Source organism: Bradyrhizobium sp. NBAIM08 (assembly GCF_020193935.1).
GTDB lineage: Bacteria > Pseudomonadota > Alphaproteobacteria > Rhizobiales > Xanthobacteraceae > Bradyrhizobium > Bradyrhizobium yuanmingense.
The window spans coordinates 98,496-112,542 of the sequence record NZ_JADYVR010000016.1 but is presented as its reverse complement, the minus strand read 5'-3'; the positions used below and the strand labels follow the sequence as shown (position 1 = coordinate 112,542).

The window sequence follows — 14,047 nt, the reverse complement described above, 5'->3', positions numbered from 1 at the left end:
CCGACGTGGTTGGAAGGCGCAGCGCCATATGGCAGGCATTTTGTGGTAATCAGCGCTGTTCCGTGCTCGGCTCCGCAGTCAGCGGCGCGCCTCCGACAGAAACCGGACCTTGCGGTTTCGTGAGCGTCATCGAGGCACCACGCGCTGAGGGCTGATCTAGTCGGTTAGAAAGATCTCGTGGAATGGTTCGTCACGAGATCACCATGTCAAAGGATAGTCGTAAGGATGGCGATAAGGATAGGCATACGTCTATCCTCAAGGACGGCTCGGACACGCTGCAGCGTGTCGAGATCATTACCGGGACGGGCCGGCGACGGCGCTGGTCGACCGATGCGAAGGCGGCGATTGTCGCGGAGAGTTTTGCGCCGGGTGCAAGCGTGTCCGCGATGGCGCGACAACACGACATCAGCCCAAGCCTGTTGTTTCTGTGGCGTCGTCGGACAATGCGGGCGAAGGTGGTGGAGCGCGGGTACGGAGACGTGCCAGCTGGCTTTTGCCGGTCGCGATCACCGGCTGCGGGGGCAAATTGCCCTCGTGCGAAGAGCAGGCGGCAATCGAGATCGAGGTCGGCGCGGTTTGTATCCGTGTCAGGGGGACGGTCGACCGCCGGGCGCGGTGCGAGGTGCTGGCCGCAGTAGGGACGGTTGGCCGATGATCGGGCTCCGACCAGGGTTGTCGATCTGGATCGCGACGCAGCCGATCGATTTCCGTCACGGCATGGACTAGCTAGCGATGCTGGTGAGCGAGGCGTTTGGGGCCGATCCGTACGACGGCGGACTTTGTGTCTTCCGCTCCAAGCGCCGAGATCGCGTGAAGAAGTCCGGTCTTGGCAAGGCCATCAGCTACACTCTCAACCATTGGGAAGGTCTGACGCGCTTCATCGATGACGGGCGCATCGAGATCGACAGCAATACGGTCGAACGCAGCATCAAGCCGATAGGCCTGGGAAAGAAGAACTACTTGTTCGCCGGCAGTGAAGGCGGGGCCGAGACATGGGCCATTCTCGCGTCGCTCATCAACACGGCGAAGCTGAACGACATCGATCCGCGGCACTATCTGACCAATGTTCTCGAGCGCATCGTCTCCGGACGTACAAAGATCAATCGGCTGCACATGCTGTTGCCGTGGAATTGGAAAGCCGAGCGCGATGGTTCTGAGGCAAAGCTCGCCGCCTGATCAGTTCGACGGCAGGGCATCTGTAACTTCCTGCGCATCGCGGGTGTCGTCCGTCATAGACTCGTCGCGGATCACGCGCGGCGTCACCTCGTGCAGATAGACTTGCAGCGACCTCGCCAGCTCGGTGAACTCCGGCAGCAGCACCTTGTCGACGAAGCCCAGTGACGCACGGATCATCACCGTGTTGCGTCGCTGGCGGTGATAACGAAATGGCCGGAGCCCGTATCGACGGCAAAGCGCTAAAACAAGCGTAAGCGCGTAGGTCACCCCATGTAGCGGATGATGTTCGATTGTCAGAGAATCTCCTGGCGATTTGTCCCAGGAGTTCATGTGAGGGAACATATGTCTGATACCAAGAATTTCGAAGTTATCACGGCTGCAGCCGAGCGGCTTAAATAGAACTGCTGTGTCTATCATTTTGCGGACAATAGCGCGCTCTTGGATCGAGAGACGGCTCGGCAATATGGTCATGTTCACGAGGAATGTCTAGCCAGCTAGACCGCTACTGTGTAAGCGGTGCGACGTATTTGGTCCGGACGCGCCTGATGCGTGATCCAAATGGTAAACTCTCCTCCTCGAAGACCCGCCCGAAGCCGGATGTCGTAACCGGCGATCAGTCATAAAGCTTGCAGTGGACTAGGCTGACCGCCCCTCCGGTCCGTCGCGCCGCTGTAGCGGCCGCTGATCGTAAGCGCGCCGAACGGCCTTTTGTCTGGACCTGAACGTCCTGACGTCTAGTGGCAAGCTGCCCTGGGGCCCCTTCCATTTGTGATTTGTCGCGCAGGTCTGTCAGCTTTCAGTAAGCTCCCCCGGATACAGAGCCGTTGAGGTTGGCGGGATGTGGCAGGGACAGTGCTAGCGTACCAGAACGGTCGGCGCCGAGTCATGTTTCTCGTCAGCCTCATCAGCAGTGCGGATGCGGCAGGAACCTTTCGTCAACTCAGCCCCCCGCCGGTAGGATCCGGACCGCGCCCGCACTGCTTCATTGGGCGGCTCGGCGTACAAATCAAGCACATCCTCGATGCGCCGGAGGCAGACAGGCGGTGCGCAAGCTAAAGGCGCAGATGCCGCCGATGCCGGGATGAGTGGTGACGATATCGCCAGCAGCGTGGACGTCGGCCACTCGATGGTCTATCGAACCCGTCGGCGTTTTGTCGCAAGGCAACCCGGTGGCCGCCCAGAGCGGAGAGCCCGTGCAGGGGCAGAGCGCGAGCTCAACGACAAAGAAGAGGTCCTTCTGGTGGCCACCTCCTGCTTCAGCCCTCCGACCGCGCGCGCTGGACACTGGAGCTGCTGGCCGACGAGACGGTCAGACTGACGTCGCAGGAGAGCCTGTCGCGCGAGACGGCGCCTGGCCGAGAACGATCTCAAGCCATGGCGCAGAAGCATGTGGTGCACTCCAAAGGTACAAATGGGGTATGTGGCCAGTGAAGGCCATCTAGCACCGGCCGCCGTCGACTTTGCCGAGCGCATGCGCGAATTTCATTGCCCCCGAAGCATGCCAATTGGCTCAACATCATCGAGATCGAGATTAGCGCGCTCGCCCGTCAGTGTCTCGACCGGCGCATCGACAGTTATGCCCATCTCGTCAGAGAGACCGCTGCATGGGAGAACGCCGCAACGCCGAGCGCGCACCCATCAATTGGATGTTCGCGATCGAGAAGGCGCGCACCAAATTAGGCCGCTCTCTATTCTAAAATATCTACCAGAGTGCCGAAAGCAAAAAGACTCAAAATCTCTGTGCCGAAACACTAGGTGCCCACGAGCCCCGTTCAGCCAAGTTGCGGCCGATGGAAGAGAAGAACGCGGCCTCCCGGTAGGCTCTCGGCCGTGTAGGGCTGACCGTGGACTAAGAAACGGGTCATTGGGACATCCCGGCTCGGCAGAAGACCTAGGCTCTGCAATATGTCGATCACGACAGGCGAAGCCTCTTGGGGGCCGTGCGTCCAGTGATCGCCGAACAACTCTCTCAGTTCAGGCACTTGCGGGAGTGGCTGATGGCCTGATGCCGGTGCGGCAGACGGCAGGGAAAGGTTTGGCGCCAGCGCCGAAGGAGCGTCCTCACGCCATTCGAAAAGTGCCGGCGAATCAAACCCTGGCGCAAGACCGCCATAGATATCTGAGGAAGTCCTTGGTGCCGCAGCTTCACTCGGCAAAGTTGGCCGAGGGTGATGAATGAGTTGAACGTCGTTGGGGCCTTTCGGTCCCAAGATGGCCGTGTAGCGTTCGCCGCCATCGCTCTCTCATGAACTTAATGGACCCAAGGTGACTGGGACCTCTTCCCTGATGGGATTTCAGAGCGCCGCGCCAAGAGTATAAGTCAGCACCGATCAACGCCAGCCTCGTTGTGGCCGGCGGCGGCTAAGCCATCGTCTGGTCGCGCTGCCCCCATTAATGGTGAGCCTCGCGTCCTGCGTGGCTCTGCGGCTCGGCTACAGCGTCGCGCATCACGGGCCTCTTCGGCTCGTGCTCTGAGCATAATCGACCATGCCTTCCCGCTTGAAGAAGTCGAGAACGTCTTCATTGATGCGAATGGAAATGGTGTTGTTCGTTGCTAGAACGGAGCAATCGCGGTTGCTGCCATAGAGCAGATAATAGCAGACCTCCTCACCGTTCCCAAGGTCCTCACTTAACGAGTAACGCACACTTGCTCTGTATGAAGCTCAACATCAGCGGCACAGACAGCCGCGATGGTCGCGCCGGCACCGGCCAACGGAAGGAGGTTCAGAACTAGCGAAGAGCTCAAGCTAAATGATCTCGAAGTATCTCCGACGTTCAAAGTCGGTGACCCGATGTTGAACGGATTCCCACTCCCAACGGCGCGAGCAAGCGAACGCTTCAACAAACCTTTCTCCGAAGACATCACTGGCCGCTGCAGACTCTGCAAACCGAGATGTTGCCTCTGATAGGCTTTGAGGCAGCCTCGCGGACGGACGACACATTTCCAGGCTTGCATCACCGACGATCGAAGCCGGTAGTTCCGGACCTGTCTCGACGCCCAATATTCCTGAACCAATCGCACATGCGAGCGCGAGATACGGGTTCACGTCTGCGCCAGGCAGCCTATATTCCAGGCGATGCGCAGATGGCTCTCCCGGAATGGCGCGAACCGCGCAGGAGCGGTTGTCAAGGCCCCAGCTTGGACAGATTGGTGCCCAGCAGCCAGGTACCAATCTCTTGTAGCTGTTGACGTTCGGCGCAGCGAGCACACAGAACTCATTCATGTATTCTAGTTGTCCGGCGATGAATTGCCTCATAAGATCGGAGACGTTGCCTAACGCATCACCGTCGTAGAATACATTTTTACTATCCGAGGACATCGAGATGTGAATATGGCCGGACTGGCCGGGCCATTTCTCGGAAACCTTGGCCATGAATGTAGCCATCATGCCTCGCGTTTGCGCCCAGGCTTTTATCATCGACTTGAATATGATTGCTCGATCGGCGGCTTCCAGCGCATCACAATGACGAAGTGACGCTTCGACAACGGCAGGTCCCGTTTCAAAGTGTAGTCCGCTGAGAGGTATTCTAGCCTTCTCACAAATCGCCAAGATCTCATCGAACAGCTCATGTTGTGCGACAGAGCGCGCAATCGAGTAGCCGAACGGGCCGCGCGTTAAAGGAGCCCATTCGCCGAACGGCTTGTCTTCAATCGTGTCTGCGTTCTCCTTAAACAGCATAAATTCAAACTCGAACCCGGCAGTGCAGTCGTATCCGTGGTCAGCAGTCCTTCGCAGGACCTTACGCAGAACACCGCGCGGACAGATGTTCTCATGTGCGCCCGCGAACTCCGCGAGATAGAGATATTGATCGCCGAGATGAGACACCGAACGGCCGGTGCCTGACAAAATCCGCAGGTCAGCATCTCCGAACGCCGATAGCGGCTTTTGCGTGAAACTGGCCGGAATGACCCGGTCCGTACAATCCCACGCCAGCACCGCTTCAGAGAACTTGATAACTTTATCTTCACCCGCGAGATCTTCACCTAAGACGTGTTTGCCTCGCAGAACGCCATCGAAGTCGCTTAAGCCGACCATCGCCGCGCGGGCTGGATTCGCTCCGGTCAACCTGGGATCAGTTGGCATCAGTCGCGATCCTGCATCACCAAATCGAACACCTGGTCCATCCGCATTGCTCGCAACTTGCGATAGTCATTCTCAAGCTGAGTCAAGTCGCTATTCACGAGATAAACGATGCCTGGTGTCGACACTAAGTCGATCGTGGGAACTAGCTCTTGACCAATCGGGACGAATGCAATGGCATCCGCGAAGCTCGGGAGCTTGCGGATTGCTTCGAGTCCCGGGTAACCGGCAACGACACCGCTCATATCTGAGATCAGCGAGACGCAAAGTGCGTGAGCCTGCCGCTTGTAGGGCCCGCGCAGCCTCATATATTCACCAAAGCCCTTGGGATCTGCGTAACGCCAGGCCGTCAAGGTCATATGGTTGTGCCCCAACGCCATCGTTCGTGCTTTTGCCGACATGGTCCCTTGAAGCCTCGCTCCGAAGTCCACCAGAACCGGTCCCCGATGATCGACGATGATCTCAGCATGAGCCGGTCCGTCGACGATCTGTAGTGCCTGCAACGCACGCACCAAGTAGTCGGACAGTTCCTGAACGATTGGTTCGTTGCCCCCCAACAATCTCTCAAGTGAGCAGACCGATGATGCCCTCTCAATCGGAACCGTGTCATAGGTCCACGCCTCCGTAACGAAGGCTTCCCCTTCGATCGAGACGGCATTTACGGTATATTGCTGGCCGTTTATTTTTTCTTGCCCAAGGGCAAAACGATTCAACGCTCCGACACGGTTCGTCTTCCCGACAATTGCGCTCACAGCCCGCTGAATATCAGCGTCTGTCGAGCAAAAGAATACATCCTCGGTACCCGTACTGTTCAGCGGCTTGATCACGATCTGATCGAACTTCGCTTCACGCTTCCAGCTCGCGATCTCTACAGGACTGTCGGACACGACTTGTCTGATCGATCGCACGCCTGCAAAGGTCAGCGCGCAAGACAATCGCGCTTTGTCACGCCGAGCAGCGGATAGCGCAGTCCCATTTGATGGTAAGCCAAGCCGCTCCGACAGAGAATCGGCGAGTTCAACTCCGGTCTCGCAGCCCGCGACAACGAACTCCAATTCCCGGCCATGGAGAGCCTGAAGATGATAATCAACGATGTCGTCATATCCCATGCGCTCGGTGGGGCGAATGACTTCATCATAAAGATCCGCATTGAAATGCGATTGGAATATGGACGGAATCTGTGCAGCCGACATCACATGCACCGTTCCAATTCCATAGCGCTTGAATTCTTCCGGTAGGTATCGGCCGGTAGAATATGCGTCTACGATTACACAACTCCGTTCTTTCATGCGGATCTCCGATACTGCAAGTAGATGTTTCCGACAGCGACAGCCGTAATGAGAGCATTTCCTATGAACGTATGTAACGAAGGCACGATGCGAGAATCGAAGTACTGGAACAGGAAGGTGATGATAGGGGCGGTGGACAGGACCATGTTGACGGTGAAGGGCTCTACCCGGCGAATGCCCTGCTGGATCAAGAGCAAAGGAACAATGATCGTCGACAGCCCAATTGCCGCGATCGCAAACCAATGCTGCGAGATCTCAGGCACGATAGATGAATGGTCGACCAGTCCCAGCAGCAAGAGAATCGTTCCATAAAAGCGATGCGCCAGGACTTGTCGGCCAGAAAACCCACGATCGAACAGCAGTTTGACAAGTATATTTGTAAGGGCCAGCGATAGGCCGGCCACGATCGCCAAGACGATGCCGAAGGACGATCGAGCCCCCCACTCCACGCCTGCGTTGCCGCTGGCCGAGATCCAAATCATGTAACTCCCGATCGTTGCGATCGTAACGCTCACGACAATATCGGATGCTGGAGGGGCACCCTGGCGCCTGATCAGTGCGTTTAACCACACTGTTGCGGTGGGCCCCAGCGCCACCATGAAGGCGATGACGATCGCAGGTTCAGCGTATTTCAGTCCGATAAATAGGCCGATCCAGCTGATTGCTGTCACGACATTGAGCGCGACGAAGACGAGGAGCGACCATTTCGCCACCGTTGCCTCGCGTCCTTCCTGGCGAGCCAGGAGATTGAACATCAGACAAACCACAGCGAAGGTCAGCAGGAGCGCGACGAACACATCCGCTTGCTGAAAATACGACGCCGCATAAACCTCGCCTGCCGCGCTCACGACGACATAAAGCGCCACAAATAGGACTCCCAGAACGAAGCGATTCGCCAATCCTCCAGTCTTCCTGTGCCCGCGAGGCGGCGCACGGCCCTCGCAGGACCGGACGCGTGCTTCGGCTCCGAGGGAGTGTCCTTTCGACGTGCACGGACCACGTTTGGTTTGAAATGTCACAACCTGCCTCTAGTTCTTCTTAGTTCGGTAGTACCCAACACACGCCTCTCCAAATGCCTTGAACAGTTGCTTGCTGAGGAGATCGGTTGAGACGTGCCATTCGGGGTGCCATTGCACACCGATTTGGAGCGTCGGGGCGCCAATGACCGAAGCCGCCTCGACCAAACCGTCAGGCGCCCACGCCTCGCGCCTCAGCGCCGGGGCAAGCGCCTCGATGCCTTGATTGTGCAGCGAGTTGACTTGCGCTTCGATCGTCCGCGCGATTGGAAAGAGCGCGCCATCGGAGCATATCCTGACGGTGTGCGCGGCGTCGTACTGACGGTCTCTTGGACGATCTGGCTTCTCGGCATGCATCGCGCCACTTTCCGGCTTCCACTCCGCAAGCGATGAGCGGAGCGTGCCGCCGAAATAGACGTTGAGTTCCTGAAGCCCACGGCAGATGCCCAGAATAGGCATTCCGAGCGCGATGGCGCTCTCTATAGTTACGGCAGAGAGCCTGTCCCGCGGACGGTCAAGGATCCCAAGCTCAACGTCCTGCCGATCAGCCTGCGTCAAGGACGCAGGCGCTCTCAGGACGGCGGGGTCGATGTTCGATTCATCACCTGTCAACACTAAGCCGTCGAGCCGGCGCATGATCGCCGGGGCGATCTCCTCCCTCGCATCTTCGGCGTCGATCGTCGGCAATATGACGCAAGCCACTCCCGCATGACGATGGAGTGCCTGCAAGTACTTGCGCCGCAACCAGTCGCGATGCACACCATCGACCAGAAGACGGTTCGAAGTGACGCCGACCACGGCTCGGGTGCTCTCTGGCCGTAGAAACGTCACGCGAGCTGCCCTCGCGCGCGAACCTCGGCAACGGCCTGCTCATACAAGCGTCGATTTCGCTCTTTTAACTGACCTATGACGCTAGGTTGACCTTGAGGTCCCTTGACAAAGAGACCACCCCAGGTCGCGGCAACCTTCGCATAGTTCGGATCCTGCATTCGGATTTTCTGAGCTTTGCGCAACAGCCAAAACGGGATGCCCGGCGAAAGATGATGCTCAAGGTGGTACTCATCCAGATTCTGTCCGAGGATGGCTCGTTCGAGGAAGTTTCCTTTCCGATTCCTGGTGAGATAGACGTTCTGCGTCTCGGTTTCGCACATAGGTGAGTGCTCGGCTAGCTCGATAAACCATCCGAGGACCTGAAACGTGGTGAGATAGGGCACGATCCAAAACAGGACGACGATATGGAGCAGCCCAACAGCATATGACCCGGCCAGGATGCTGATCCAGAAGAGATAGAAGCCATACTTGTCGATAAGTATGCCTGAGCGGCTCTGCTCCTCGACATCTGTGATCGAAAATCGATTGGCCCAAAGATACTTCAGATACGCTACTGTCGCGCCGCCGAAGATCGGCTTCCAGATCATGTTGAAAGCGTACCGCTCCGGAGGCTGCACGTTGTAAACGCCGCTGGCCAGAAAGAACTTCAGGTCGGGATCCTTGTCCGGATCTCCGAGATAGGGATGATGCAAATAGACGTGCGAGATCCGGTAGGCCCAGTGGCGCTGGAACAAGGGATAGGAAGCGAACAGAATGCCCAGGACGTAGTTCCAGGTCGTGTTCTTCGCGAGCGTGCGGTGAGCCGCATCATGAGCAATGGTTGTCAATCCGCGCTGATAGGCGCCAATCAGAAGGACGGCCAGCGGGTAGAGCCACCATGAGACCGACACAGTCGCGAGCGTACACGCTGTGATGACAGCGTAATCTTTGGCAATATAAGCCGCTCCCGTTATGTTGTCGGGCCTGAGCTCGGAGAGCTGCTTATTGATTTCTCGGCTGAATTGAACGGCCTCATAGCGTGATGACCTCAATTTCCAAGCGTCTGCCTGATTCATGAGAACCTCCTCCTGATCGCCTTGCAGGTTGTCAGATTGCGGAAAGCGCCTTGTCCAGATCGCGCAGGATGTCGTTGACATCTTCGATGCCGACGCAAAGCCGGATCGAGCCGCCAAATATGCCGGCGGCTTCGCGCTTTTCCCGCGGGACGGTGGTGTGGGTCGTCGAGACAGGATGGGTCACGAGCGTGCGGGCATCGCCTACATTCGAAACGTGATACATCAAGTCGACGTTCTGGATGAACTTGCGCCCGGCTTGTTCGTCCTCCACCTCGAACATGACCATCGCCCCGTGTCCGTATGCAGCATTGAGTGTCTGTTCAACGGTTTCCCGATCGGCGCCTTCGAAGAGCCCGGGGTAGAAGACACGGCGCACTTTTGGATGCTCCTTGAGAACGTCGGCCACGATCCTGGCATTCGCGCAGTGCTGCTTCATGCGAAGTGGCAGCGTTTCAAGCCCTTGGATCAGTTGAAAGCTCGCAAACGGGGCGATGGCTGCGCCGGTATCGCGCAACCAGGTCATGCGAGCCTTGAGAAGAAACTCGCTCCTTCCAAGATCGTCGACATCGCGCACCGCATTATGCCAAACAACTCCGCCATGCGCATCGTCGGGACGGTTGAACAAGGGAAAGCGAGAGGCTCCCCGGTAGCTAAACTCGCCGTTGTCAACGATCAGTCCACCGAGCGTCGTACCGTGGCCGCATATATATTTCGTTGCGGAGTACGTCGTAATAGCAGCGCCGAGATCTGACGGCCGGCATACCAGTGGCGTCGTCGTATTGTCCACGACCAAAGGCACGCCGTACTTTCGGCCGATCTCGGCCAGCTGTTTGACGGGGAGCGGAATCAGACAAGGATTCGAAATCACCTCTCCGAACAGGCATATCGTGCGATCATCAATGGCACGTTCAAATGTCTCGGGCTTTCGAGGATCGGCCGTCCTCACGCTGATCCCAAGACGCTTTAATGTGTTGTGGAGCAGGTTCCAGGTATTGCCATATAGATACGGAGAGGCGACGACATTGTCCCCCACTTCGCCACTTGACAGGTTGACGATCGCAAGGAACGTCGCTGCTTGACCTGACGCAACGGCGAGCGAGTCGCTCCCCATATCGACGGCGGCGTAGCGCCTTTCCAGCGCGCGGGTCGTTGGATTGATGATCCTTGTGTAGGTGAACCCATCGGCCTTGACGTTGTAGACGTCAGCGATGTGGTTGAGATCGCCATCGAGTTCATAAGCCGTATTCTGGTAAATCGGCACTGCGACGGCTTTCGTCGCCGGGTCTCGCCGATAGCCCGCATGCAGAACAGCAGTCTCGGCCGAAAACGGCAGCCGCGGGTCCCCAGCCACTCGAGCCGGCATCTTTATGCGAGCCCCGCATGCCTCTTGGCCCGACATCGGCTTTGCTAACCGAGCCTGACCGGACCGGAAATATGTACGAAAAGCGCACCCCAACTGCTCGATCCAGCTGGATTGGATTTCCCCAATGCAACCGACGCGAAAACTCCGCGTGGCAAGATGCAGCTTTGAGTAGATGTAAAGGTTGTGGGCCGCCAAGTGGCGATAAAGCCCATCGAATCCTGCCTGGTCCACGATTCCCGACGGCGCACTGAACGCGACGCAGACCGGCGACTGCAAGTCCGCGGACAGCAGCGGAGACACCAGTCCTTCGAGTTCCTTGACGAGATCGTCCCTGACCTTTTCGTACCTGCAGCGTCTGGCATCGATGCCCTCCTCGTGCAGAATCTTCAGGGCCTTTGTCGTTGCCTGAACGATGTGGGTGGGAGGGGTCGACCGCCACTCACCGGTGCGCTCGAGCGAGAGCCATTGATCTCTCACGTCGAGGACAAACGACCTCGGTTCTTGAACCGCATTCTCCAGCAGCTCGCGGGACGCGATGACAAACGCCACTCCCGGCGGCCCTTCTATGCACTTGTTGCTCGACGTGACCAGGACGTCAGGTCCACGCTGGCTCAGGTCGATATTAAGGCCGCCGAAGGAACTCATCCCATCGACGATGGTCTTTACGCCACGTCTTCTCGCCTCCTCCACGATCGCGTCCAGCGGATTGACGATTCCGGTTGTCGTCTCACAATGCACGAAGCACAGGTGCGTAACGCCAGGATTTCGGCTCAGATGCTCGCCAATTTCTTGAGGATCCAAAGGATCGGTCGCTCGCTTCACAAGCTTCAGTGCTTCGACGCCCCACAGCCGCAAGATTTGCAAAATACGCTCGCCATAGATGCCGTTTATGCAAACGAGCGGCCTGTGGGCTCGGGACACAAATGAAGAGAGAGCGGCCTCCATCGCAAAGGAGCCCCCTCCCTGAATAGGCACGACCGAATAGTCGTCAGCATTTCCCAGCAAGTTGAGCATCAGCCGCCTCATGCAGGCGGTCACTTCCTTGAACTCGCAATCGCGCGATGCGAGATCAAGCTGCATCTGGCTCCTGACCGCCAGCGATAACGACAATGGACCAGGCGTCAGCAAAGAGCGCTGTCTTATCAAACCATTCCTCCTCAAGTTGTATTCTTCAATAGACCTGGAGTACGCCCACCCCACCAGGGAGCCCCTGTGGCGAGTGTCGACTTCCTCCGTTCAACAGCTTCGGGTCAGATGCCCATAGATTGCGGGCGCGCTTCGCGTCTGTGTCCGAAACCCTGCCGGATGACAACCTCCACATCTCATCGCAGATGCAGAGCGATCTTTCACAAAGCTGCTCACCGATACCATTCATCACCTCCAAGATATTGGCCTTGCGACCGCGCCCTCGAACGCAACCGGCGGCGACGCGCGCTGTCATCTAGCCATCACGCATGCGCAGGCGTGAGCGCGGTCGCCTTCTTGCGTCGCGAAGCGGCAGGTCGACCGACCGACTTACGTGCGAACCTGCGTCATTCAGGCAAACCTGACATTAGGAAAGCGATGCAGCCGGATCATCGCGCCGGGATGCAGATTAAGGCATGGCACACTTGATGACGTCGCAGGCAGCGGGAGTCTGATGCATGGGCTTGAGACTTGATGCATTCGCACTTCGTAGCTCGTTGGAGGTTTGGGACGCTGATGACTGTCGCTGTCCATTTCGAGATCGTACAACTTGACGTTAGGGGCGTTTCAACCCTCTCCGGGGATTTTCTCGTGAGATTTTTTTCCTGACGTACTCCCATCTGGCGGCGACAAGCCGACGTAGGCAGCGGAGTGCGGAGGTTCACAGCGAGCTGAAGTATTTTGAGAGTTCGACATCAGGACATTCGGCATTCCGCCTGCGGCCGCATACCAGCAGGTAAGGATGGCCAGCCTTTCCGTTCACGTATTCCTCGCCATACCGCAGATGGAGGTACCGAGCTTCTCCGCCATGCCGCCGAGATCCTCCTGGATAGCTGGCACCTGGAAAGTGTACGCCTCGTCGCACATGACCGCCGCTGTCAGGTGTCGTTGCGCTGAATGAAGCGCCCTTGGCAGGCTGTGGTCGAATCCGGCTTGAAGGTAATCTGAGCGACCTTGCGATTGCTGTCGCTTTAGCAACGAACAGTTCGACCTTTCGGCGAGGCGCCGTGACGCAGAACCTGTCGTCCTGCTTTGCTAGGACCAGGTCGACTCGACTCCAGATGAGTGGCACGTGTCCCTCTGTGAGCGCGATCGTTAGGCTGGCAGCATCTCTCGGGCCTGCACTCCGCTTCGTGGCGAGAAAGTCTCACGAACGATCATCGCCGTGGCGAGCGTGCCGCGGTTGACGGGCTGGTCCAAATCGTAAGGCCCAAAGTGAAAGGAGTTCCATCGCGTCCAACACTCAATGGAGCGCAAGTACCTCGGCGGTAAGGCGCTCTGATTCGACGGATCGCATCTCGCAGCCGTTCTGCTCGCGTTGGCCCCTCTGCAGCGCCTGCTCGTTGATGGCGAGCTCGCGTTCGACGCGGTCTACCGCGCGGTCGAACAGGTTGACGGTTGACCAGAGCAGATCATCAAGAGATCGTCCTTGTCGCTTGCCATGGATGAGCTCCCTTGCCTTTTCGGCCGCGCCATGGCCGCCTTCATGACGATCAACGACGGCAGGCGGTACGGAGCAGAACCCGAAGCGCGGAAGTCCGTAGCGCAGCACGGGATGGCTAAGGTTCGCGGCTGCTTTGTCTCGCAATGCCAAGGCGCGGGTGTAGGCAGGCGTTGTCCGCCGTCGAGCGGCGGGCCACCGAAGCAAGCTTGCCGAAAGCCGGCATGGCCGCGACAGGAGGGAGTCGTGGTCGACTGCCAAATTCGGGTCCTGAAAACAAGTGCCCGCTCGCCGGATGCGGCCAAGCCCGGAAACCGAGGCCCCTCATACTGCGCGAGAGATCGAAGCCGGCCGAGACGCTGTCCGGCTCGGCTTTAACGGGAGCTCGGCGTGTCGCTGGCCGTACGCGCAGCAAGAAGCGCCAAGCGAAAAGTCAACTTACTGGAAGTCGGACTTCCTCTCTGGACTTTGTTGTCACATCGTAGATTCTGATCTGGAGCATGGGACGGCGTTTCTTGAGCTCCTCCGCTCCCGCCCATGCTCCATCTCTGCTCGCGTACTCGGTTTTGAGTTGGCCATCCACTTCGAGCACATAACCGGAAGCGGGCA

At 58.0% G+C, this 14,047-nt stretch carries 8 protein-coding genes and 2 pseudogenes; 2 read left to right on the top strand and 8 right to left on the bottom strand.

What is annotated here, in order from left to right; all coding sequences use genetic code 11:
- Window positions 1-251: 251 nt before the first annotated feature.
- Window positions 252-440, top strand: a pseudogene (locus I6F37_RS34415) (transposase); the annotation flags it as partial.
- A gap of 364 nt (window positions 441-804) precedes the next feature.
- Window positions 805-1,176, top strand: a pseudogene (locus I6F37_RS34410) (transposase); the annotation flags it as partial.
- Here the strand turns inward: I6F37_RS34410 and I6F37_RS34405 are convergent.
- From I6F37_RS34405 to I6F37_RS34370, 8 genes are all read right to left on the bottom strand, one after another.
- Window positions 1,177-1,647, bottom strand: a complete 471-nt coding sequence (locus I6F37_RS34405) for a hypothetical protein (RefSeq protein WP_225131000.1) — start codon at window positions 1,645-1,647, stop codon at window positions 1,177-1,179.
- 2,276 nt (window positions 1,648-3,923) lie between these two features.
- Complete coding sequence (locus tag I6F37_RS34400) at window positions 3,924-5,261, bottom strand: glutamine synthetase (RefSeq protein WP_225130881.1); 1,338 nt, start codon at window positions 5,259-5,261, stop codon at window positions 3,924-3,926.
- Window positions 5,261-6,547 (bottom strand): ATP-grasp domain-containing protein, encoded by a 1,287-nt coding sequence (locus I6F37_RS34395; RefSeq protein ID WP_225130883.1) that lies wholly within the window; start codon window positions 6,545-6,547, stop codon window positions 5,261-5,263. The genes I6F37_RS34400 and I6F37_RS34395 overlap by 1 nt, the downstream gene beginning before the upstream one ends.
- The gene (locus I6F37_RS34390) at window positions 6,544-7,446 is read right to left on the bottom strand and encodes a DMT family transporter (protein WP_225130885.1); all 903 of its coding nucleotides are present in this window, start codon (window positions 7,444-7,446) and stop codon (window positions 6,544-6,546) included. The genes I6F37_RS34395 and I6F37_RS34390 overlap by 4 nt, the downstream gene beginning before the upstream one ends.
- A gap of 129 nt (window positions 7,447-7,575) precedes the next feature.
- Entirely contained in the window at window positions 7,576-8,361 is a 786-nt protein-coding gene (locus I6F37_RS34385; RefSeq protein WP_225130887.1) for a gamma-glutamyl-gamma-aminobutyrate hydrolase family protein, read from the bottom strand.
- Window positions 8,362-8,390: 29 nt separating this feature from the next.
- Entirely contained in the window at window positions 8,391-9,449 is a 1,059-nt protein-coding gene (gene rtxC, locus I6F37_RS34380) for a dhydrorhizobitoxine desaturase (protein ID WP_225130889.1), read from the bottom strand.
- 31 nt (window positions 9,450-9,480) lie between these two features.
- Window positions 9,481-12,012: a 2-aminoethylphosphonate--pyruvate transaminase gene (locus I6F37_RS34375; protein WP_225130891.1), complete on the bottom strand. Its 2,532-nt coding sequence runs from the start codon at window positions 12,010-12,012 to the stop codon at window positions 9,481-9,483.
- Window positions 12,013-13,240: 1,228 nt separating this feature from the next.
- A complete protein-coding gene (locus I6F37_RS34370) occupies window positions 13,241-13,549 on the bottom strand; it encodes a hypothetical protein (RefSeq protein WP_225153939.1) in 309 nt (102 codons plus the stop codon).
- Between the last annotated feature and the right edge of the window lie 498 nt (window positions 13,550-14,047).